Here is a 21,888-nt window from a genome sequence, read left to right on the forward strand (position 1 = left end):
CGGCCTCCCACACCGCTCGGCATCTTAGCCCGAGGAGTCAGCCCGGCCGGTAACCGCGAGAAGCCCGCCGGCTGATCCACACCGAACCGGCGATCACCGCGCCTCCCAGCGCCAGGCGCCCCAGCGGCTCGCTGTGGTTCCAGATGAGCAGGTTCAGCACCAGCCCCACCGGCACATGCAGGTTGTTCATTACCGCCAGCGTCGCCCCGCTGACCAGGCAGGCGCCGCGGTTCCAGGCGTACATCCCCAGCGCCGTCGCCACCCAGCCCAGAAACACCAGCACGCCCCATTGCAGCGGCGTGTCGGGCAACCGGCTGAAATTGCCGAACGCCAGGTAAGCCGGCAGGGCCACCAGCAACGCGCCAGCGAAGAAGTACCCAAAATGCCGATACTGGGGCCCTTCGATCCCCTCGCGCGCCATCAGGTGCTTGTACAGCACCTGCCCGGCGGCATAGGTGAAGTTGGCCAGCTGCAGCAGCAAAAAGCCCCCCAGGAAATCGCCATCGAGGTGATCGAACCGAATGACCGCCGCACCTGCCACCGCCACGAGCGCTGCCATCAGCGCCCAACCGTTGAAGCGGCGGTTCAGTGCATCCTCGATCAGCGTCACGTGCACTGGCGTCAGGATGGTGAACAGCAGCACCTCAGGCACCGTCAACACGCGAAAGCTCAGGTACAGGCACACGTAGGTCACGCCAAACTGCAGCGCACCGATCGCCAGCATCCCGCGGCGTAGCCGGGCAGGCACCTGCCGCCAGTGGGTCAGCGGCAGAAACACCAGCCCGGCCAGCACCACCCTCGCCAGCACGGCGAAGTAGCTGTCCACATGGCCGGCCAGGTAAACCCCGATCAGATTGAAGGAAAACGCCTGGATCAGCGTGACAAGCAACAGGTACGGCATGGTGGCCCTCGCATTCAGAGGCGCCGACCATAGCCGCTGGGCCAGGCCTTGCCAATGCGCCTTATAAAATCCTCATGCAATCGATCGAAAATTTTGCTTTATTGGCACGGTCTTCTTTCGGTTTCAAGGATTTGCAATGAAAGCCCCGCGCGTGACCCTTGATCAATGGCGCACCCTCCAGGCAGTGGTGGACCACGGCGGTTTCGCACAGGCTGCCGAGGCGCTGCATCGTTCGCAGTCGTCAGTAAGCTATACGGTGGGCCGCATGCAGGAGCAGCTGGGCGTGCCCTTGCTGCGCATCGACGGGCGCAAGGCGGTGCTGACCGAAGCCGGCGAAGTGCTGCTGCGACGCTCGCGGCAGCTGGTCAAGCAGGCCAGCCAGCTCGAAGACCTCGCCCTGCACATGGAGCAAGGGTGGGAAGCCGAGGTACGCCTGGTGGTCGACGCCGCCTACCCCAGCGCCCGGCTGGTGCAGGCACTGACCGCGTTCATGCCGCAGAGCCGGGGCTGCCGGGTGCGCCTGCGTGAAGAGGTGCTGTCGGGGGTCGAGGAAGTGCTCAAGGAAGGCACCGACTTGGCGATTTGCGGTTACAGCATTCCTGGCTACCTGGGTACCGAGCTCAACCCGGTGGAGTTCGTGGCCGTCGCCCACCCCGACCACCCTTTGCACCAGCTCAACCGCCAACTCACCTTTCAAGACCTGGAGAGCCAGCTGCAGGTGGTGATCCGCGATTCGGGCCGCCATCAGCCGCGCGACGTTGGCTGGCTCGGCGCCGAGCAACGCTGGACGGTAGGCAGCCTGGCTACGGCCGCCACGTTCGTCGGCAGCGGGCTGGGGTTTGCGTGGCTGCCCCGCCACCTGATCGAACGCCAACTGCGCGAAGGCATCCTGAAGCCGCTGGTGCTTGAACAGGGCAGCACACGCAACCCGGTGTTTTACCTGTACGCCAGCAAAGACAAGCCTCTGGGCCCTGCCACCCAGATCCTCACCGACCTGCTGTGCCGTTTCGATGATCAGGAGCGCGCTGGCTTGGCACCGAGCTGACCTGACCTACCAAGCCTGCAATGGGCTTGAACGGATCCCGCGCAAGGGCTGTCCCAGCCTTAACGACCATGCCGGCCGGGGTTGAGCCCCCAAGCGCGTGCCTGGCCACTGGAAGTGAGCGGCAATTCCCGTCACCCTGTGCGCCTGAACACGCCGAACGGTTCAGTCCCCTGCTGCGGCACTCGGTTGCTGCGGTTGATTCCACGTACAAGGATCCGTGAATCCATGCTCAAGAAATTCTGCATCGCTGCCTGCGCAATGGCGCTCTCCACCGCTGCCCTGGCTGACGACAAGCACCCGCACGTGCAATTAGCTACTGATTTTGGCCAGGTCACCCTGGAGCTGGACGCCGAGAAAGCGCCGATCAGCACCGCCAACTTCCTGAAGTACGTCGATTCCGGGTTCTACAACAACACCATTTTCCACCGCGTGATCCCAGGCTTCATGGTCCAGGGCGGCGGTTTCACCCGCGACATGGCTGAAAAACCCACCCAGGCTCCGATCAAGAACGAAGCCGACAATGGCTTGCGCAACGTGCGTGGCACCGTGGCCATGGCCCGCACCTCGGTCGTCGACTCGGCGACGGCGCAGTTCTTCATCAACGTCAAGGACAACGACTTCCTCGACCACGGCGGCCGCGACTTCGGCTATGCCGTGTTCGGTAAGGTCACCCAGGGCATGGATGTCGTCGATCAGATCGTCAACGCGCCCACCACCACGCAACGCGGCATGCAGAACGTGCCGTCCAACCCGATCATGATCAAGAGCGCCAAGCGCATCGACTGATCGGCTGCTGCCAGAACAGGAGAGCCCGCCATGCTGTCTGCGCTTCACCGCCGCTTCGAACAGTGGATCAATGTGTTCCGCGACGCACCAACCGATGCGCCGCCCGGCAAGGTGTGGCCCTTCTACCTGTATTACATCCGCCAGGTGTGGCCCAGCTTCGTTGCTTTGCTGGCGGTAGGGCTGATTGCAGCGCTGATCGAGGTGGCGCTGTTCAGCTACCTCTCTGAAATCATCGACATGACCAACACCACCTCGGCCAAGGACTTCTTTAGCGAGCACTGGGGGCAATTGGTGTGGATGGTCATCGTGGCGCTGGTGCTGCGCCCGGTTTTCGTAGGGCTGCACGACCTGCTGGTGCATCAGTCGATCACCCCAGGCATGACCAGCATGATCCGCTGGCAGAACCACAACTACGTGCTCCGCCAGAGCATGACCTTCTTTCAGAATGACTTCGCCGGGCGCATCGCCCAGCGCATCATGCAGACCGGCAACTCGTTGCGGGACTCGGCCGTGCAGGCCATGGACGCCCTCTGGCACGTGACCATCTATGCCGTCAGCTCCCTGGTGCTGTTCGCCGAGGCCGACTGGCGCATGATGGTACCCCTGGTGATCTGGATCTTCGCCTTCGCCATTGCGCTGTGGTACTTCGTGCCAAGAGTACAGGCGCGTTCGGTGATCTCTTCCGACGCTCGCTCCAAGCTGATGGGCCGCATCGTCGACGGCTACAGCAACATCACCACCTTGAAGCTGTTCGCCCACACCAACCTTGAGCAACAGTACGCCCGCGAAGCCATCAGCGAGCAGACCGAAAAAACCCAGTACGCCAACCGGGTGATTACCGAGATGGATGTGACCATCACCATCCTCAACGGCCTGCTCATCGTATGCACCACTGGCCTTGCCCTGTGGTTGTGGACCCACGGCCTGCTCAGCGTCGGCGTGATCGCGCTGGCCACAGGCTTGGTGATCCGTATCGTCAACATGTCTGGCTGGATCATGTGGGTGGTCAATGGCATTTTCGAAAACATCGGCATGGTGCAAGACGGCCTGCAAACCATCGCCCAGCCCATTGCCGTTGCCGACAAACCGCAGGCCCTGCCGCTGAAGATCAGCGAAGGCCGCATCGATTTCGAGAACATCACGTTCCATTACGGCAAGGCACGCCCTGTCATCCCGGGGCTGACACTGAACATCCGCCCCGGCGAGAAAATCGGCCTGCTCGGCCCTTCCGGGGCAGGCAAGTCCACATTGGTCAACCTGTTGCTGCGCCTGTATGAGCTCGACGAGGGTCGCATCCTCATCGATGGCCAGGACATTGCCGAGGTGCAACAAGACAGCCTGCGCTCGCAGATCGGCCTGATCACCCAGGACACCTCGCTGCTGCACCGCTCGATCCGCGAGAACCTCATGTATGGCCGGCCCTACGCCACCGAAGAAGAAGTGCTGCGCGCCATTCACGATGCCAAGGCCGACGAGTTCATCCCGTTGCTTTCCGATGCCCAGGGCCGCGTAGGCCTGGATTCGCACGTCGGCGAGCGTGGCGTGAAGCTGTCCGGCGGCCAGCGCCAGCGCATCGCCATCGCCCGTGTGCTGCTCAAGAACGCCCCCATCCTGGTGCTGGATGAAGCGACTTCAGCGCTGGATTCGGAAGTCGAGGCGGCGATTCAGGAGAGCCTTGAGAGTTTGATGGAAGGCAAAACCGTGATCGCCATCGCTCACCGCCTTTCGACCATTGCCAAAATGGACCGCCTGGTGGTGATGGAAAAAGGCCAGATTGTCGAGTTGGGCAGCCATGAAGAGCTCTTGGCGCAGAAAGGCTTGTATGCGCGGTTGTGGAGGCACCAGACCGGCGGGTTCGTCGGGCTGGACTGAAAGGGCTGCCTCGGGCGGCTGGCCAGGCGACACACAGCACACAGGAGCACCGGATGGACCTGATCATCGCCCGCCCCGAAGGCCTCTACTGCGCCGCCGGCGACTTCTACATCGACCCCTGGCGCCCAGTGGAGCGAGCGGTGATCACCCACGGCCACGGCGACCATGCCCGCACGGGCAGCCAGCACTACCTCAGCGCCACCCCCGGCGCAGGCATCCTGCGCGCCCGCCTGGGCGAAACCATCAACCTGCAGACCTTGGCTTATGGCGAGCGCATCGATCATCACGGCGTGACGTTGAGCTTTCACCCCGCTGGGCACGTCTTGGGATCGGCGCAGGTGCGCGTTGAGCATCAGGGTGAAGTGTGGGTGGCTTCGGGTGACTACAAGGTCGAGGCCGACGGTACCTGTGAGCCGTTCGAGCCAGTGCGCTGCCACTGCTTCATCACCGAATCCACCTTCGGCCTGCCGATCTACCGCTGGCAACCCCAGCGTGAGGTGTTCGACGAGATCAACCAATGGTGGCGGGCCAATGCCCAGGCCGAGCGCCCGAGCGTGCTGTTCGCCTATTCCTTCGGCAAAGCCCAGCGCATCCTGCACGGTATCGATGCCAGCATCGGCCCGATCCTGGCCCACGGGTCGGTAGAGCCGCTGAACCGCGTTTACCGGGAAGGTGGCATCTATTTGCCCGAGACGCTCTATGCCACTGATTTCAAGAAAACCGACCCATTGCTGCGCCAGGCGCTGATCGTGGCGCCGCCCTCGGCGGCCGGCAGCACCTGGATGCGCCGCTTTGGTGACTACAGCGACGGCTTCGCCAGCGGCTGGATGCGCTTGCGCGGGGCACGTCGCCGCCGGGGGGTGGATCGAGGCTTCGTACTCTCCGACCACGCTGACTGGCCAGGCCTGCTCTGGGCCATCGAGCAGACCGGCGCCGAACGGGTGATGGTGACTCACGGCTCCACCTCCGTGCTGGCACGCTACCTCTGCGAGCAGGGGCTCGATGGCCGGGAGATGAAGATAGAAGCCTACGGTGACCCGGAAGAAGCCGCCTGACAGGAGCCACCCATGCAGGCCTTTGCACAACTTTATGCCCGCCTCGACGCCACGACCTCCAGCAACGCTCGGCTGGCCGCCCTGCAAGCGTATTTCGCCGACGCGCCCGCCGAAGACGCCGCCTGGGCAGTGTACTTTCTTGCCGGCGGCCGCCCGCGGCAACTGGTGCCCAGCCGCGTGCTGAGAGAGGTGGCCCAGGCCATGGCCGGCCTGCCGCAATGGCTGTTCGAAGAGAGCTACCACAGTGTGGGCGACCTGGCCGAAACCGTATCGCTGGTGCTGCCCGATCAACCCAGCCAGAGCCGCGAAGGCCTGGCCTGGTGGGTCGAGCAGGCGCTGCTGCCATTGCGCGGCCTGCCCCCGGAAACCCTGCACCAGAAGCTGCCCGAGCTGTGGTCGCAGCTCGACCGGGCAGAGTTGATGCTGTGCATCAAGCTGATCACGGGCAGTTTCCGGGTGGGCGTGTCCAAATTGCTGGTCACCCGCGCACTGGCAAGCCTGGCCGAGCTCGATCCTAAACAGGTCGCGCAACGTTTGGTGGGCTACACCGACCTCTCCCACCGCCCCAGTGCCGCGGCCTACCTGGCGTTGATCGCCCCGCCCAGCGAAGACGAACACGCCCTGCGCGGGGGCCAGCCTTACCCCTTCTTTCTTGCCCACCCCTTGCAGGTGCCCGTGGCGCAATTCGACGAACGCCTCGGGCCGATCGAGCACTGGCAAGCCGAATGGAAGTGGGACGGGATCCGCGCGCAGCTGGTCAAGCGCGATGGCCAACTGTGGGTGTGGTCTCGTGGCGAGGAACTGGTAACCGAGCGGTTCCCCGAATTCCAGGCTCTGCTCGATCACCTACCCGATGGCACCGTGCTCGACGGCGAAATCGTCGTGTGGCACGAGGGCACCGGCGTTCAACCGTTCGCCCTGCTGCAAACCCGCCTGGGCCGCAAGACGCTGGGCAAAAAACTGCTGCAAGAGGCGCCGGTGGTGCTGCTGGCTTACGACCTGCTGCAATGGCAGGGCGATGATTGGCGCAGCCGCCCTCAAAGCGAGCGCCGCGCCCAGCTGGATCAACTGCTCAAGCACATCCCCCTGCCCTTGCTGCAACCGTCCCCGGTGATCCAGGCCGACAGCTGGGAAGCGCTGGCGCAGGTGCGCGAAGAATCCCGTAGCCGCGGCGTCGAGGGCATGATGCTCAAAGCCTGTGATGCGCAGTACGGTGTGGGCCGCACTAAAGACGTCGGCACCTGGTGGAAGTGGAAAGTCGACCCCTTCACCGTGGACGCGGTGCTGATCTATGCCCAGGCCGGCCACGGCCGGCGCGCCAATCTCTACACCGACTATACCTTCGCGGTGTGGGACGGCCCGCCTGAGGCCAGCGAGCGCCAACTGGTGCCCTTCGCCAAGGCGTACTCCGGGCTCACCGACGAAGAAATGCGCCAGGTGGACGCACTGGTACGGCGCACCACCCTCGAAAAGTTCGGGCCGGTGCGCAGTGTTACCCCCACTCAGGTATTCGAGCTGGCTTTTGAGGGCATTGCCTTGTCGAAACGGCACAAAAGCGGCATCGCCGTGCGCTTTCCCCGCTTGCTTCGCTGGCGCCATGACAAGCCTGTCGAACAAGCCGATACCCTGGCAGTGTTACACGAGCTGTTGAGTTGAGTCGAAACGCGCACCACAATGGCGCGGGCAACACCGCCTGCTCTGATTTGGCGCATGCCCCATGGCTCAACGGCGGCCTTGCGGGCCATTTCTTTCAGAACTGCGACGGAAAGGGATTGCCAGGCGCCCCGGCTCTGGCAAAGCCTGCACGATGGTGCGAAATTTGCTATCACGATGGCACCTGGCCTCTGCCGGTAACGCTTCCCGTGAACCACGCCTTTCAGGTTTTTTAAGGACTGCACAATGAAAAAAGCATGGCTGACCCTTTCTGCCCTGGCGCTCTGCCTGTCCGCCGGCGCTGCCGTGGCCAAGGACTACAAAGAGCTGCGCTTTGGCGTCGACCCGTCCTACGCACCGTTCGAGTCCAAGGCCGCCGACGGCAGCCTGGTGGGTTTTGACATCGACCTGGGCAATGCCATCTGCAAGGAACTGAAAGTCACCTGCAAATGGGTCGAGAACGATTTCGACGGCATGATTCCGGGCCTGAAGGCCAATAAGTTCGACGGCGTGATCTCTTCGCTCACCGTCACCCCGGCGCGTGAAAAGGCCATCGACTTCTCCGATGAGCTGTTCTCTGGCCCCACCGCACTGGTGTTCAAAAAGGGCGCAGGTTTCACTCAAGACAACGCCACCCTCAAAGGCAAGACCGTCGGCTACGAGCAAGGCACCATCCAGGAAGCCTATGCCAAGGGCGTGCTGGAGAAGAACGGCGTGAAAACCCAGGCTTACCAGAACCAGGACCAAGTCTACGCCGACCTGGTGTCTGGCCGCCTGGACGCCTCGCTGCAAGACATGCTGCAAGCCGAGCTGGGCTTCTTGAAGTCGCCGCAAGGTGCTGACTACGAAGTCTCCAAGCCTTTTGAAAGCGAGCTGCTGCCGGCCAAGACCGCCATCGGCATCAAGAAAGGCAACAAGGACCTGCAAGCCCTGCTCAACAAGGGCATCAAGGCCCTGCACGATGACGGCACGTACGCCGAAATCCAGAAAAAGCACTTCGGTGACCTGAACCTGTACAGCGGCAAGTAAGCTGCCCCCGAGCGCCCGCGCCCCACAAGGGTGCGGGCGCTTTTATTGACCGCATAAGGGTTGATACATGCTCGATCACCTGTTGCAGAGCCTAGGGCTCTCTGCATTGAGCCTGAAGGGCTTTGGGCCTTTGCTGCTGCAAGGCACCTGGATGACCGTCAAGCTTTCCCTGCTGTCGCTGGCCGTGAGCGTCGTGCTCGGGCTCATCGGCGCCAGCGCCAAACTTTCCCGCGTGGCCATGTTTCGCTGGGCCGCGCAGCTCTACACCACACTCATTCGCGGCGTGCCCGACCTGGTGCTGATGCTGTTGATCTTCTACAGCCTGCAGATCTGGCTCAACAGCCTCACCGATGCGCTGGAGTGGGACTACTTCGAGATCGACCCGTTCATTGCCGGTGTCATCACCCTGGGCTTCATCTACGGCGCCTATTTCACCGAAACCTTTCGCGGCGCCATTCTCGCCGTGCCGCGCGGGCAGGTCGAAGCGGCCACCGCCTATGGCATGAGCCGTGGCCAGCGCTTTCGCCATGTGGTGTTCCCGCAGATGATGCGCTACGCCCTGCCGGGGCTGGGCAACAACTGGATGGTGATCCTCAAGGCCACCGCACTGGTCTCGATCATTGGCCTGGCCGATGTGGTCAAGGCCGCGCAGGACGCCGGCAAGAGCACCTACCAGTTGTTCTACTTTCTGGTGCTCGCGGGCCTGATCTACCTGGCCATCACCAGCGCCTCCAACTTCGTCATGCGCCGCCTGGAGCGGCGCTTCAATGTCGGCAGCCGGGAGGCCACGCGATGATCGAACTGCTTCAGGAATACTGGCAGGCGTTCCTCTGGACCGACGGCAACAACATCACCGGCCTTGCCATGACCCTCTGGTTGCTGATCGCCTCGGTCGGCATCGGCTTCGTGGTCTCGATCCCACTGGCGGTAGCGCGCTGCTCGCCCAGGCTTTGGCTGCGCTGGCCCGTGCAGTTCTACACCTACGTGTTCCGCGGCACGCCGCTTTACATCCAGCTGCTGATCTTCTACACCGGCATCTACAGCCTGGAAGGGGTACGCGACCAGCCGATGCTCAATGCGTTTTTCCGCGACGCGATGAACTGCACCATCCTGGCCTTCGCCCTCAACACCTGCGCCTACACCACCGAGATCTTCGCTGGGGCGATTCGCAGCATGGCCCATGGCGAGATCGAAGCCGCCAAGGCATACGGGCTGTCGGGTTTCAAGCTGTATGCGCACGTGATCCTGCCCTCGGCACTGCGCCGCGCGCTGCCTTACTACAGCAACGAAGTGATCCTGATGCTGCACGCCACTACCGTCGCCTTCACCGCCACGGTGCCGGACATCCTCAAGGTGGCGCGCGACGCGAACTCGGCAACCTACATGACGTTCCAGTCCTTCGGCATCGCCGCGGTGCTGTACCTGGCCATCACCTTCACCCTGGTGGGGCTGTTCCGCCTGGCCGAACGCCGCTGGCTGGCCTTCCTCGGCCCGGCTCATTGAGGGATCGCCCATGCAACACCGTTCACACCCTCTGCAAAGCCCGGTACCCGGCACCGCGCGGCACATCGAGAGCTTCCACTACGGCCCGGCCGATGCGCCGGGCAAGGTGTACATCCAGGCCTCGCTACATGCCGACGAACTGCCCGGCATGCTGGTGGCCTGGCACCTGAAGCAACGCCTGGCGGAGCTGGAAAACGCCGGCCGCCTGCGCCACCAGATCGTGTTGGTGCCGCTGGCCAACCCCATCGGCCTGGAACAGGTACTGATGGACACCCCGCTGGGCCGCTACCAGCTCGAAAGCGGCGAGAACTTCAACCGCCATTTCGTTGACCTTGCCACTGAAGTGGGCGACGCGGTGCACGCACAGCTCACCCTCGACCCGCAGCACAACCTGGCAGTCATCCGCCAGGCGCTGCGCCAGGCCCTGGCCGCCGAGCGCCCCGCCACGCAGCTACAGGCCTTGCGCCTGACGCTGCAGCAACTGGCCTGTGACGCCGACATGGTGCTCGACCTGCACTGCGACTTCGAAGCGGTAGAGCACCTGTACACCACCCCCGAAGCCTGGCCAAAGGTAGAGCCGCTGGCACGCTACCTCGGCTCCCAGGCGAATCTGCTGGCGACCGATTCCGGCGGGCAGTCGTTCGACGAATGCTTCAGCCTGCTGTGGTGGCAGCTCAAGCAGCGCTTCGACAACCAGTTCCCGATCCCGGATGGCAGCTTCAGCGTCACGCTGGAGCTGCGTGGCCAAGGCGATGTGAATCACGCCCTGGCCAGCCGCGACTGCCAGGCCCTGATCAACTACCTGACTCACCACGGCGCCATCGGCGGCACCCCAGACCCCCAGCCGGAGCTGCTCTACCCCGCCACACCGCTTGCGGCCGTCGAGCCGGTGGCCACGCCCGACGGCGGCGTGCTGGTGTTCTGCGCCCAGCCCGGGGAATACCTGGAAGCCGGGCAACTGATCGCTGAAGTGATCGACCCCATAACAGACCGTGTCACCGCCGTGCACAACCGCAATGCCGGGCTGCTCTACGCCCGTTCCCTGCGGCGCATGGCCACCGCCGGCATGGTCATCGCACACGTCGCCGGAACCGAGGCGTTCCGCAGTGGCTATCTACTTTCTCCGTGAGGCGCCTTGCGCATGTACAAACTGACCATCGACGGCCTGCATAAAAGCTATGGCGACAACGAAGTGCTCAAAGGGGTGTCGCTGAAGGCCAAAAGTGGCGATGTGATCTGCCTGATCGGCGCCAGTGGCTCTGGCAAGAGCACCTTCTTGCGCTGCATCAATTTTCTGGAAACGCCCAACGATGGCGCCATGACACTCGACGGCCAGCCGATTCGCATGGTCAGCGGGCGCGAAGGCCTGCAAGTGGCCGACCCCTCCGAGCTGCAGCGCTTGCGCACACGGCTGGCGATGGTGTTCCAGCATTTCAACCTGTGGAGCCACCTGAGTGTGCTCGACAACATCACCCTGGCACCGCGCAAGGTGCTGGGCCTGGGCAAACAGGAAGCCGAGGAGCGCGCCCGCCGTTACCTGGAGAAGGTCGGCCTGCCCGAACGCGTGGCCGGCCAGTACCCTGCGTTTCTCTCCGGCGGCCAGCAACAGCGCGTGGCCATCGCCCGGGCACTGGCGATGGAACCTGAGGTGATGCTGTTCGACGAGCCTACGTCGGCCCTCGACCCTGAGCTGGTGGGCGAAGTGCTCAAGGTGATCCAAGGGCTAGCCGAGGAAGGCCGCACCATGATCATGGTCACGCACGAGATGGCCTTTGCCCGCCAGGTGGCAAGCCAAGTGGTGTTTCTCCACAAGGGCCTGATCGAGGAACAGGGCGAGCCCGAGCAGGTGCTGGGCAATCCCACCAGCGAGCGGCTGCGCCAGTTCCTGAGCGGCAACCTCAAGTAAGCCAAGCGAACCGGCACCGGCGCGCTGTTGTCTGCCGAACAACGACAGCACACGCAGGCCGCCGATGCCCGACTACGCCAGACAGTGGTTCAACAGCCGTGGCTGGAAGCCGTTCCCCTTCCAGCGCGCGGCCTGGAAAGCCATGGGCGCGGGGCATTCAGGGTTGCTGCACGCCAGCACCGGTGCAGGCAAAACCTATGCCCTGTGGTTCGGCGCCCTTAACACCTGGGGCAGCCCTGCCCCAGCTGCCAAAACCCGCCGCGCCGCTGGCGCACCGCTCACTGTGCTGTGGATCACACCCATGCGCGCGCTGGCCAGCGACACGCTGCGCGCCTTGCAGGTGCCGGTGCAAGAGCTGGGCATCGGCTGGTCACTGGGCCTGCGCAGCGGCGACACCTGCGCCAGTGAACGCGCTCGCCAGAGCCGCCGCTTGCCCACCGTTCTGGTGACCACGCCCGAAAGCCTGAGCCTGATGCTGGCCCGGGAGAACGCCCGCAGCGAGCTGGCCAGCCTGCGCCTGGTGGTGGTCGACGAGTGGCACGAGCTGCTGGGCAACAAACGGGGCGTGCAGGTGCAACTGGCCTTGGCGCGGCTGCGCCAATGGAACCCTGCGCTACAGACCTGGGGCCTGTCGGCCACCCTTGGCAACCTCGAGCATGCCCAGCAGGTGCTGCTGGGCGAGGCCGGTGTGCGCATCGAAGGCGATGCGCGCAAAGCGATCGAAGTCGATACCCTGCTGCCTGCTTCGGTGGAGCGCTTTCCGTGGGCTGGCCATTTGGGCCTGCGCATGCTTGACCAAGTGGTGGCCGAGCTCGACAGCAGCGCCAGCAGCCTGGTGTTCACCAATACCCGGGCGCAGAGCGAGATCTGGTACCAGGCGATCCTCGATGCTCGGCCCGACTGGGCTGGCCTGATCGCGCTGCACCACGGCTCGCTGGCCCGCGAGGTGCGCCAGTGGGTCGAGCAGGCGCTCAAGGCCGGGCAGCTCAAGGCGGTGGTGTGTACTTCAAGCCTGGACCTTGGGGTTGACTTCGCACCGGTAGAGCGAGTGCTGCAGGTGGGCTCGGCCAAGGGTGTGGCGCGCTTGATCCAACGCGCCGGGCGCTCCGGGCACGGGCCAGGGCGCGCATCGCGAGTCACCTTGGTGCCTACGCATAGCCTGGAGCTGGTGGAAGCCGCAGCGGCTGAAAAAGCGGTGCGCGAGCGCCGGTTGGAACCCCGGCTTTCACCGGAGCAGCCGCTGGATGTGCTGGTGCAGCACTTGGTGACGGTGGCGCTGGGCGGGGGGTTCGAACCTGATGCGTTGCTGGCTGAAGTGCGCACCGCCTGGGCCTATCGCAACCTGAGTGACGCGGCCTGGCAGTGGGCGTTGGCCTTCGTGCGCCATGGCGGGTTGTCGCTCACCGCCTACCCTGACTATCGCCGTGTGGAACCGGCCGAGGATGGCCTGTGGCGAGTGCCTGACGCGCGCTTGGCCAGGCGCCACCGCATGAGCATCGGTACCATCGTCAGCGACGCTTCGCTGAACCTTAAATACTGGAGCAAAGGCGGCGGCGGCAAATCCATAGGCACGGTGGAAGAAGGTTTTATCGCCCGCCTGCGCCCGGGCGACCTGATGCTGTTCGGGGGGCGCACGCTTGAGCTGGTGCGGGTCGAGGGCATGACGGCCTACGTCAAGCGCGCGGCCGGTGCCAAGCCTGCCGTGCCTCGCTGGAATGGCGGGCGCATGCCGCTGTCCAGCGAACTGGCCGATGCCCTGATGGAGCAGTTCGATGCCGCCAGTGCAGGGAGCTTCGCCAGCGCACCCCTGCGTGCCGTGCGTGGCCTGCTGGAACTCCAGCAGGCCTGGTCAGGCCTGCCAGGCCGCCAGCGCCTGTTGATCGAACAGCTGAAAACCCGTGAGGGCTGGCACCTGTTCATCTACCCCTTCGCCGGGCGCCTGGTGCATCTGGGCATGGCCAGCCTATTGGCCTGGCGGCTGGGCCAGCGCGAGCCGGCCAGCTTCTCGCTGGCGGTCAACGACTATGGCCTGGAGCTGCTCAGCCCTACGCCAGTTGACTGGGCGCAGGCCCTGGCAGAAGGGCTGCTCAGCCCGGAGAACCTTTTCGAGGACGTGCTCGCCAGCCTCAATGCAGGCGAGCTTGCGCAGCGCCGTTTCCGCGAAATCGCCCACATCGCCGGCCTGGTGTTCGGCGGTTACCCCGGTGCACAGAAGAGCACGCGCCAAGTGCAAGCCTCCAGCCAGCTGTTTTTCGATGTGTTCCGCCAGTATGACGCGCAAAACCTGCTGCTGGCCCAGGCCGAGCAGGAAGTGCTCGGCCAGGAGCTGGACATCGCGCGCCTGCGTGCAAGCCTGGAGCATCTGCAGGGTTGTACGCTGGACCTGCGGCAGATCGACCGGCCCACACCCTTGGCCTTCCCGTTGCTGGTGGAGCGGCTGCGCGAGCGGCTGAGCTCGGAGAAACTCAACGACCGGATCGCGCGGATGCTGCGAGACCTGGAAAAAGCGGCGGGAGGTGCCCCCTGAACCCCTGGTTGGTGACGAACGTAGCCGGCGCCGAATTATGGCTTTTGGCCGAAAAGGCCGTTTACTGGCCGGCAGAGCAGGCCCTGCTGGTGGCCGATGCGCACTTTGGCAAAGCCGCGGTGTACCGGGCCTTGGGCCAGCCAGTGCCCCATGGCACCACGGCTGCGAACCTGGCCCTGCTCGACCGGCTGCTGGCACGGCATGACTGCCGCGAGCTGATTTTTCTAGGAGACTTCCTCCACGGGCCTGCCGCTCAGGGCAGTGCGACGCTGGAGGCCTTGGCAGCCTGGCGGGCCAGCCATCCTGGCCTGCGCATCATCCTGATCCGTGGCAACCACGACCATCACGCCGGCGACCCGCCAGCCGCCCTGGAAATGGAAGTGGCCAATGAGCCTCTGCTGCGCGGGCCCCTCGCCCTGCGCCATGAGCCGGCCCCTCACCCCACCCATCACGTGCTGGCTGGCCACATTCACCCGGTCTACCTGCTGACCGGCCGCGGCCGCCAGCGCCTGCGCCTGCCGTGTTATTGCCTGGGAGAACAGGTGACCCTGCTGCCGGCCTTCGGGGCATTTACCGGGGGCTTTGCAGTGCAGCGCAAACCGGGGATGCAACTGGTGCTGGCTGCCCCGGAAGGCGTGTTCGCGTTGCCCTGAGGGCAGGTGAAGCCGCTGGTGCCACGCCCTGGAGCTACTTGTGAATCACCTCTTCGCGCTGCGGCGCCAGCCTGGCGATCAGCCGGTTCTGCACCGGCACAGGTACGCCCTGGCTGTCCATGGCCTTGAGTAGATCTTCAACCAAGGCATTGAACTCGGCCTTGCTGATGTTCTGCCCCTTGTGCGCCTCGGCCATGCTGTCGCCGCTGTATACACAGGGCCCGCCCGTTTCGACACAGAACTTCTCGACCAGCTTGTCACGCAGCCGCACCGGGTCGACGTTCTTGAAGTGGCTGACGATCCGCGGGTCCTGGGCCACATTGATCAGCATCGCCTCCACCAGGCGAGTGATACCGGGCTTGCCGCCCAGCGCTTGGTAAAGGCTCGGGTCGGCCGGCGGTTGCCGCGGGCTCTGGGCGCAGGCAGCAAGCAACAGGCTGGCGAATATCAGTGCTGACAAGCGCATGTTCAGAAGCTCCCGGTCAGCGAAAGATAGGTGCCATTCTGGTCCTGGAGCGTGGCGATCTCGCCCAGGCGTGCATAGGCCAGCACCACAGACACATGCTTGGTGGGAAACCAGCCTACGAATACGTCCGCCCAATCGCTTTCGCCGGCAAACGAAAGGTTGTCGGGCTTCTCGCGATACTCCATGCCCACTGCCCAGTGCGGGTTGAGCAGCACCGCCATCGAGCCCTCCTTGAGCCAGCTGCGCCGGTCTCGGCGGTCACCGCCGAAGCCCAGCAGGCCCATCTCGTTCGCCCGGCTATAGCGCAGGTCGCCATTGAGCAGCAGGTTGTAACCAAAGAAGCCACCGAGGATCACCCGGCTGGCGGCGATGTAGCCCTCCACATCGTGATCCCGCCGCGCGCCCACCAGTTGGGGGATGAGAAAGTCGCGCTGGTGCTTGTATTCAAGCCCCAGCGACACCTGCGGAATGTCGCCGTAGATCAGGTCGCCGAACAGCTTCAGCTTGGCGCCGAGCACGTCCTGGCTGAGGCTGTTCTCCGGCAGGGAGGCCTTGTGCACCAGGCTGCCCAAATCGAAGCGCTGCCGCGCATAGGAGAACTCCACACGGTTGCCGTAGGCTGCCGACACCCCGGCCACATCCAATCGATAATCAGGCAGCCACACCCGCGTGGCGAACGCGTTGGCCCCCCACTGCCCTTCCTCGGCGTAGCTGCCGATCACTGCCCACGGGGTTATGCCGCCACCGGCAGTACCTTCCAGGTTGGTAGCGCCGCCGGTAGCCCAGAGCTTGCCGCCCTCTGCCAGCACCGGGGCGATACCGAAATCGGCACCGACACCGGCAGCGGCAAGCCACAACAGCGGGGCGAGAATGCGTGTGTTCACAATGCGGGCTCCACAACGGTGGGAAAGTAGATCGACTCGCGCAACCAGGCCTCGAATGCCGCGGCGGTCAACGGCCGGCTGATCAGGTAACCCTGGGCAGTGTCGCACTGCCACCGCTCGAGCAAGCGAAGGGTGTGTTCGTACTCCACGCCCTCGGCCACCACCTTCAGGCCCAGGTTGTGGCTCATCTCGATGGTAGAGCGCACGATGACCGCGTCGTCACTGGTCTCATCCAGGTTGCGCACGAACGACTGGTCGATCTTCAGCTCTTGCACCGGCATACGCTTGAGGTGCGCCAGCGACGAGTAACCGGTGCCGAAGTCGTCGATCGACAGGCTCACGCCCACCTCGCGCAGGCGTTCGAGCACCCTTAACGCCGCCTCTGGCTCGCGCATCACAGCGCTTTCGGTGATCTCGAAAATAAGCTGGTCGGCCCCCACACCATGTTTGAGCAGTAACGCCGGAACACGCTCGGCCAGTGCGTCGCTGGCCAGGTCATCGGCAGAGATATTCAGCGATAACTGCACCTGCAAATCCCGGTCACGCCACTCGCCCAGTTGGCGTATGCCCTCCTCCAGCACCCAACCGGTGAGCGACTGGATACTACCGGTGCGCTCGGCCAGGGGAATGAACTCGCCGGGTGAAATCAACCCGAACTGCGGGTGCTGCCAGCGCAGCAGTGCCTCGGCCTGACGCACCTGGGCTTCGCCGATGTCGAGCTTGGGTTGGTAGGTGAGGAACAGCTCGGCGTTGCCGGCGGCACGGCGCAGATCGCGGATCAGCCGGATTTGCCGCTGGTGCGCGAGGTCGCGGCCATGCTGGTACACCTGCAAGCGATCCGGTATGTCCTGGGCGTCCTGCATGGCGATGGCCGCGCGGCCCAACAGCGCCTCGGCGTCATCGCCGTCGGCGGGGTAAGCTGCAATGCCGATACGCGCATCGAGGCTGACATCGTGCAAGCCCACTCGCCGGGGCCGGATCATCGCCTGCTGCGCCTGGTCGGCCACCGCCACTGCCCGGTCGCTGTCGAATTGGTCAAGCAGCAAGAGAAATTCGCCGCCGATCAGGTAAGCCAGGGTATCGCCGGGGCTGAGCAGTTTCTCCAACGCGCGGCTGGCATCGCCCAGCAATTGCTCGGTATAAGCCGGCCCGCCGCTTTCGCCCAAGGCGCGCAGGTTGTCGAGGCTGATGTAGAGCACCGCCATTGGCCGCCCGGCAGCGATTGCGCTGCCCAGGCGTTCGGTAGCCAGCGCGCGGTTGGGCAGGCCTGTCACGGGGTCGTGAAGGGCGTTGTGCGCCAGGCGCAATTCGCGTTCGGCTATACCGTCCTGCATCAGGTTAATGGCACCGGCCAGTGTGCCTAGCTCATCCTCACGGCTCAGGTGCACGGGGGTGTGATAGTCCCCCTGGCCAATCCGCTCGGCGGCGGCGGCCAGAATACGTACAGGGCGCGTCAGGCTACGCGCCAGCAGCAGCGAGGCCAACAGCGATACCACCAGCGCAGCGCCCGCGATCAGTGCCAGGTTGTGGTCAAGCGGGGCGAAGGCATGAAAGGCGTCATCGAGCGGGCTTTGCAGCAGGGCCAGTACCTTGGCGCCGGAAGCAGGGTCTGCCGCCAGTACCAGGCTCTGATTCAGAAACCGTTGCCCCTGAACATCGTTGAGTTGCACGTGCCGGCCTTCGGAATGAGCCTGCAGCCATTGCACGATGCCATCGCGCAGTTGCGCCGGCTGAGTGCTCACCAGTGGGCCAGGCTGGCCGTTGTCCAAGGTCATGATCGACACTTGCAGGTTGCTCAGCGCGTGCAGCTCCCGGGCGAAGTCGGCATCCATGGTAAAACCCATCACTACCCGCGCCACCGGCAGGGGCGCCATGATCTGCGCTTCCACCAACAGGTGAGGTTGGCCAGCGATCGGCACAATCACACTCGACTGGCTGCGCCGATGGGCCTCGCGCAACGCCTGGTCGTACAGAAAAGCCTGACCGACCGGCACGCTGTCGACCGTGCTGGCCATGACCGTGCCGTCCATGCCCAGCAAGAATGCGTCGCTGGCGCCGATGCGGTTACCGTGGTTGGCCAGCGCCGAGCGAACCGTGGCCGAGTCATCGCTGGCGACGGCATCGCGAAAGCCGAAATCCGCGGCCAACAGCTGTACGCCGTCGCGCAGGCGGCGGCCATTGAAGTCCAGAAGCCGCTCGAACACGCGCGTACCCACTTCCAGCTGGTCACTGGCCTGGGCGCGCACGGCCTCGGCCGTGGCGACTTTCACCGCCAGGGTGATCACCGCGATCACCACCAGCAGCAACAGCACCAGCAATGCGGTGATACGGGCCTGAAAACTACTTCGTGGTTTCACGTGTGGTCTCTTGCACGGCGTTGCCAAAGGCCTGGCCGAAGGCGCTCGGGGCCGGTGCCTGCGGGGTATCGGCCGGCAACGGTGTGATGGCCAGCGTGTAAGTGCGGTGGCTGGTAGAGGCGTCTATCTGAAGCTCGCCCTGGGGCTGGGGCTGCTGCTCGGCGCTTTGCGGGTGCCAGGCCGTGAGCTGATAGGCCCCGGCTGGCAAATCGCTGAACCGGGCGTTGCCTTCGGCGTCGGTTACCGCGAACCAAGGGTCGTCGGTCACGTAAATGTAGCCCAACATCCAGTCATGGATATTGCAGCCCAGCACCACGACGCCTGGCTTGTCGAACACCACCGGCGAGGTGGGTGTGCCTTCGTACAGGCGCAGCTCGAACCGTTTGGCAGGTGAAAACGAATACACCTGGTGGCGGATGTTGTCGCTGTTGGGGAAACTCACCGCCGTGCCGGTGCGCACCGCCAGCACATGCGGCAGATAAGCCTTGGCGCGCTGGTCCATCACCGCCTGCGCCGCGCCGGGCGCCCTGCCTGCGGGGCCTGCAAGGGTAATCACGGCATCTGCCACAGGCTTGCCGTCGGCCTCTTGAACATGGGCCTGGAAGGTCGCGGCACTGGCGGCCATGCCGAGCATCAGGGCACTGGCACCGGCGGCCAGCCGTAGAAAGAGGTTGAACATGTCGGGCACCTGGGCAGGGGGCATCGACCCGCCGTTGACGGGTGGGTACAAGGCTATCGGCAACGCTAGCTGAAGCTGGAGCGCCAGCCATTGAAACCCGCTCGATGGTTCCCCATCTAAGGCTGCATACTTCCTTGACCAGGTGCCCCATGAGCGACCGGTACGACGACAACGACGCCGCTGACCAAGACCACATCGAACACGCCATCGACACCAGCACAGAGCTGGCCCTGCCTGGCCAGAGCTTGCCGGACAAGGTCTATGTGATCCCCATTCACAACCGCCCCTTCTTTCCCGCGCAAGTGCTGCCGGTGATCGTCAACGAAGAGCCCTGGGCCGAAACCCTCGACCTGGTGGCCAAGACTCCCCACCACAGCCTGGCGCTGTTCTTCATGGAAACCCCAGCCGAAGACCACCGCCATTTCGACACCTCCGCCCTGCCCCTGTACGGCACGCTGGTGAAGGTGCACCACGCCAGCCGTGAAGACGGCAAACTGCAGTTCGTCGCTCAGGGCCTGACCCGCGTGCGCATCCGCACCTGGCTCAAGCACCATCGCCCGCCGTACCTGGTGGAGGTGGAGTACCCCCTGCAACCGGCCGAGCCCACCGATGAGGTCAAGGCCTACGGCATGGCATTGATCAACGCGATCAAGGAGCTGCTGCCGCTCAACCCGCTCTACAGCGAAGAGCTGAAGAATTACTTAAACCGCTTCAGCCCCAATGACCCCTCCCCGCTCACCGATTTTGCCGCGGCGCTGACCTCGGCGACCGGCGCGGAGCTGCAGCAGGTGCTCGACTGCGTTCCGATGCTCAAGCGTATGGAACGGGTGCTGCCGATGCTGCGCAAGGAAGTGGAAGTGGCGAGGTTGCAGAAAGAGATTTCTGCCGAGGTCAATCGCCAGATCGGCGAGCATCAGCGCGAATTCTTCCTCAAGGAGCAGCTCAAGGTGATCCAGCAGGAGCTGGGGCTGACCAAGGACGACCGCAGCGCAGACCTTGAACAGTTCAAGCAGCGCCTTGAAGGCAAGACCCTTCCGGAACCGGCTCGCAAGCGAATCGATGAGGAAATGCACAAGCTCGGCATTCTCGAAACCGGCTCCCCCGAATACGCCGTGACCCGCAACTATCTGGAATGGGCAACCGCCCTGCCCTGGGGTGTTTACGGCAAAGACAAGCTCGACCTGGGCCACGCCCGCAAGGTGCTCGACCAGCACCATGCGGGGCTGGACGACATCAAGCAACGGATTGTCGAATTCCTTGCCGTCGGCGCCTACAAAGGCGAGATCAGTGGCTCGATCGTGCTGCTGGTGGGCCCCCCGGGCGTGGGCAAAACCAGCATCGGCAAATCCATCGCCGAATCCCTGGGCCGGCCGTTCTTCCGCTTCAGTGTGGGCGGTATGCGCGACGAGGCCGAGATCAAGGGCCATCGCCGCACCTACATCGGCGCCCAACCGGGCAAGCTGGTGCAGGCGTTGAAAGACGTGGAAGTGATGAACCCGGTGATCATGCTCGACGAGATCGACAAGATGGGCCAGAGCTACCAGGGCGACCCAGCCTCGGCGCTGCTGGAAACCCTCGACCCGGAGCAGAACGTCGACTTCCTCGACCACTACCTGGACCTGCGCCTGGACCTGTCCAAGGTGCTGTTCGTGTGCACGGCCAACACGCTGGACTCGATCCCCGGCCCGCTGCTCGACCGCATGGAAGTGATCCGGCTTTCCGGTTACATCACCGAAGAGAAGCTCGCAATCGCCAAACGCCACTTGTGGCCACGCCAGCTGGAGCGCGCGGGGGTCAAGAAAGGCAAGCTGAGCATCAGCGACGCCGCCCTGCGTGCAGTCATCGACGGTTACGCCCGGGAAGCCGGGGTGCGCCAGCTCGAGAAGCTGCTGGGCAAGCTGGTGCGCAAGGCGGTCGTGCGGCTGATCGACGAGCCGGAGGCGGTGATCAAGCTTGGGCCCAAAGACCTCGAGGCGTCCCTGGGCATGCCGGTGTTCCGGTCGGAGCAGGTGCTGGCGGGCAAAGGGGTGATCACGGGCCTGGCCTGGACCAGCATGGGCGGTGCGACCTTGCCCATCGAAGCGACCCACATCCACAGCCTGAACCGGGGCTTCAAGCTCACTGGGCAATTGGGCGACGTGATGAAGGAGTCGGCCGAAATCGCCTACAGCTACATCAGCAGCCATCTGAAGACGTATGGCGCCAATCCCAAATTCTTCGACGAAGCCTTCGTGCACCTGCACGTGCCGGAAGGGGCTACCCCTAAAGACGGCCCCAGCGCCGGCGTCACCATGGCCAGTGCGCTTCTTTCGCTGGCTCGCGATCAGGCGCCGAAGAAAGGCATCGCCATGACCGGCGAGCTGACCCTGACCGGGCATGTGTTGCCTATTGGCGGGGTGCGCGAGAAAGTCATCGCCGCGCGCCGGCAGAAGATTTTCGAGCTGATCCTGCCAGAGGCCAACCGGGGGCATTACGCCGAGCTGCCCGACTACCTCAAGGAAGGCTTGACGGTGCATTTCGCCAGGCGCTTCGGGGACGTGGCCAAGGTGCTGTTCGGTTGAAGGCCTGCCGG

At 64.3% G+C, this 21,888-nt stretch carries 18 protein-coding genes; 13 read left to right on the forward strand and 5 right to left on the reverse strand.

Annotated features, from left to right (window positions below; all coding sequences use genetic code 11):
• Positions 1-37 precede the first annotated feature (37 nt).
• Positions 38-901 (reverse strand): EamA family transporter, encoded by an 864-nt coding sequence (locus F474_RS05830; protein ID WP_097083492.1) that lies wholly within the window; start codon positions 899-901, stop codon positions 38-40.
• Positions 902-1,037: 136 nt separating this feature from the next.
• Between F474_RS05830 and F474_RS05835 the strand changes: the two genes are divergently transcribed.
• The 12 genes from F474_RS05835 (at position 1,038) to pdeM (ending at position 14,930) form a co-directional block, all read left to right on the forward strand.
• Positions 1,038-1,946, forward strand: a complete 909-nt coding sequence (locus F474_RS05835) for a LysR family transcriptional regulator (protein WP_097083491.1) — start codon at positions 1,038-1,040, stop codon at positions 1,944-1,946.
• Between the two features lie 225 nt (positions 1,947-2,171).
• Positions 2,172-2,732 (forward strand): peptidylprolyl isomerase, encoded by a 561-nt coding sequence (locus F474_RS05840; protein ID WP_097083490.1) that lies wholly within the window; start codon positions 2,172-2,174, stop codon positions 2,730-2,732.
• A 30-nt stretch (positions 2,733-2,762) separates the two neighbouring features.
• Positions 2,763-4,604: an ABC transporter ATP-binding protein gene (locus F474_RS05845; RefSeq protein WP_097083489.1), complete on the forward strand. Its 1,842-nt coding sequence runs from the start codon at positions 2,763-2,765 to the stop codon at positions 4,602-4,604.
• A 53-nt stretch (positions 4,605-4,657) separates the two neighbouring features.
• A complete protein-coding gene (locus F474_RS05850; RefSeq protein WP_097083488.1) occupies positions 4,658-5,659 on the forward strand; it encodes a ligase-associated DNA damage response exonuclease in 1,002 nt (333 codons plus the stop codon).
• A 12-nt stretch (positions 5,660-5,671) separates the two neighbouring features.
• Positions 5,672-7,315: an ATP-dependent DNA ligase gene (locus tag F474_RS05855; protein ID WP_097083487.1), complete on the forward strand. Its 1,644-nt coding sequence runs from the start codon at positions 5,672-5,674 to the stop codon at positions 7,313-7,315.
• 243 nt (positions 7,316-7,558) lie between these two features.
• Complete coding sequence (locus F474_RS05860) at positions 7,559-8,341, forward strand: transporter substrate-binding domain-containing protein (RefSeq protein WP_097083486.1); 783 nt, start codon at positions 7,559-7,561, stop codon at positions 8,339-8,341.
• 67 nt (positions 8,342-8,408) lie between these two features.
• A complete protein-coding gene (locus F474_RS05865) occupies positions 8,409-9,137 on the forward strand; it encodes an ABC transporter permease (RefSeq protein ID WP_097083485.1) in 729 nt (242 codons plus the stop codon).
• Positions 9,134-9,844 carry an ABC transporter permease gene (locus tag F474_RS05870; RefSeq protein ID WP_097083484.1) on the forward strand — a complete coding sequence of 237 codons (711 nt, stop codon included), beginning with the start codon at positions 9,134-9,136 and terminating at the stop codon, positions 9,842-9,844. Before F474_RS05865 ends, F474_RS05870 begins: the two co-directional genes overlap by 4 nt.
• A gap of 10 nt (positions 9,845-9,854) precedes the next feature.
• Positions 9,855-10,973 (forward strand): succinylglutamate desuccinylase/aspartoacylase family protein, encoded by a 1,119-nt coding sequence (locus F474_RS05875; RefSeq protein WP_097083483.1) that lies wholly within the window; start codon positions 9,855-9,857, stop codon positions 10,971-10,973.
• Between the two features lie 12 nt (positions 10,974-10,985).
• Positions 10,986-11,750 (forward strand): ABC transporter ATP-binding protein, encoded by a 765-nt coding sequence (locus F474_RS05880; protein ID WP_097083482.1) that lies wholly within the window; start codon positions 10,986-10,988, stop codon positions 11,748-11,750.
• A 64-nt stretch (positions 11,751-11,814) separates the two neighbouring features.
• Positions 11,815-14,277 carry a ligase-associated DNA damage response DEXH box helicase gene (locus F474_RS05885; protein ID WP_097083481.1) on the forward strand — a complete coding sequence of 821 codons (2,463 nt, stop codon included), beginning with the start codon at positions 11,815-11,817 and terminating at the stop codon, positions 14,275-14,277.
• An 11-nt stretch (positions 14,278-14,288) separates the two neighbouring features.
• The gene (gene pdeM, locus F474_RS05890) at positions 14,289-14,930 is read left to right on the forward strand and encodes a ligase-associated DNA damage response endonuclease PdeM (RefSeq protein ID WP_256577653.1); all 642 of its coding nucleotides are present in this window, start codon (positions 14,289-14,291) and stop codon (positions 14,928-14,930) included.
• Positions 14,931-14,964: 34 nt separating this feature from the next.
• Here pdeM and F474_RS05895 read toward each other — a convergent pair whose 3' ends face one another.
• The 4 genes from F474_RS05895 to F474_RS05910 all read right to left on the reverse strand — a co-directional run bounded on the left by F474_RS05895 (position 14,965) and on the right by F474_RS05910 (position 19,316).
• Entirely contained in the window at positions 14,965-15,396 is a 432-nt protein-coding gene (locus F474_RS05895) for a group 1 truncated hemoglobin (protein ID WP_097083480.1), read from the reverse strand.
• A gap of 2 nt (positions 15,397-15,398) precedes the next feature.
• Positions 15,399-16,214 carry a DUF3034 family protein gene (locus tag F474_RS05900; protein ID WP_371916119.1) on the reverse strand — a complete coding sequence of 272 codons (816 nt, stop codon included), beginning with the start codon at positions 16,212-16,214 and terminating at the stop codon, positions 15,399-15,401.
• Positions 16,215-16,276: 62 nt separating this feature from the next.
• Positions 16,277-18,637 carry a bifunctional diguanylate cyclase/phosphodiesterase gene (locus tag F474_RS05905; protein ID WP_097083479.1) on the reverse strand — a complete coding sequence of 787 codons (2,361 nt, stop codon included), beginning with the start codon at positions 18,635-18,637 and terminating at the stop codon, positions 16,277-16,279.
• Positions 18,621-19,316: a methylamine utilization protein gene (locus tag F474_RS05910; RefSeq protein ID WP_097084258.1), complete on the reverse strand. Its 696-nt coding sequence runs from the start codon at positions 19,314-19,316 to the stop codon at positions 18,621-18,623. Before F474_RS05910 ends, F474_RS05905 begins: the two co-directional genes overlap by 17 nt.
• Positions 19,317-19,465: 149 nt before the next feature.
• Here F474_RS05910 and lon point away from each other — a divergent pair, with 149 nt between their 5' ends.
• A complete protein-coding gene (gene lon, locus F474_RS05915) occupies positions 19,466-21,877 on the forward strand; it encodes an endopeptidase La (RefSeq protein ID WP_097083478.1) in 2,412 nt (803 codons plus the stop codon).
• Positions 21,878-21,888: the final 11 nt, after the last annotated feature.

The organism is Pseudomonas sp. URIL14HWK12:I12 (assembly GCF_003097135.1).
Lineage (GTDB): Bacteria > Pseudomonadota > Gammaproteobacteria > Pseudomonadales > Pseudomonadaceae > Aquipseudomonas.

Excerpts from the sequence above, each read along its gene's own strand:
- F474_RS05830 (WP_097083492.1), bottom strand. The coding sequence starts at position 901 with ATGCCGTACCTGTTGCTTGTCACGCTGATCCAGGCGTTTTCCTTCAAT.
- F474_RS05835 (WP_097083491.1), top strand. The coding sequence starts at position 1,038 with ATGAAAGCCCCGCGCGTGACCCTTGATCAATGGCGCACCCTCCAGGCA.
- F474_RS05840 (WP_097083490.1), top strand. The coding sequence starts at position 2,172 with ATGCTCAAGAAATTCTGCATCGCTGCCTGCGCAATGGCGCTCTCCACC.
- F474_RS05845 (WP_097083489.1), top strand. The coding sequence starts at position 2,763 with ATGCTGTCTGCGCTTCACCGCCGCTTCGAACAGTGGATCAATGTGTTC.
- F474_RS05850 (WP_097083488.1), top strand. The coding sequence starts at position 4,658 with ATGGACCTGATCATCGCCCGCCCCGAAGGCCTCTACTGCGCCGCCGGC.
- F474_RS05855 (WP_097083487.1), top strand. The coding sequence starts at position 5,672 with ATGCAGGCCTTTGCACAACTTTATGCCCGCCTCGACGCCACGACCTCC.
- F474_RS05860 (WP_097083486.1), top strand. The coding sequence starts at position 7,559 with ATGAAAAAAGCATGGCTGACCCTTTCTGCCCTGGCGCTCTGCCTGTCC.
- F474_RS05865 (WP_097083485.1), top strand. The coding sequence starts at position 8,409 with ATGCTCGATCACCTGTTGCAGAGCCTAGGGCTCTCTGCATTGAGCCTG.
- F474_RS05870 (WP_097083484.1), top strand. The coding sequence starts at position 9,134 with ATGATCGAACTGCTTCAGGAATACTGGCAGGCGTTCCTCTGGACCGAC.
- F474_RS05875 (WP_097083483.1), top strand. The coding sequence starts at position 9,855 with ATGCAACACCGTTCACACCCTCTGCAAAGCCCGGTACCCGGCACCGCG.
- F474_RS05880 (WP_097083482.1), top strand. The coding sequence starts at position 10,986 with ATGTACAAACTGACCATCGACGGCCTGCATAAAAGCTATGGCGACAAC.
- F474_RS05885 (WP_097083481.1), top strand. The coding sequence starts at position 11,815 with ATGCCCGACTACGCCAGACAGTGGTTCAACAGCCGTGGCTGGAAGCCG.
- F474_RS05895 (WP_097083480.1), bottom strand. The coding sequence starts at position 15,396 with ATGCGCTTGTCAGCACTGATATTCGCCAGCCTGTTGCTTGCTGCCTGC.
- F474_RS05910 (WP_097084258.1), bottom strand. The coding sequence starts at position 19,316 with ATGTTCAACCTCTTTCTACGGCTGGCCGCCGGTGCCAGTGCCCTGATG.
- lon (WP_097083478.1), top strand. The coding sequence starts at position 19,466 with ATGAGCGACCGGTACGACGACAACGACGCCGCTGACCAAGACCACATC.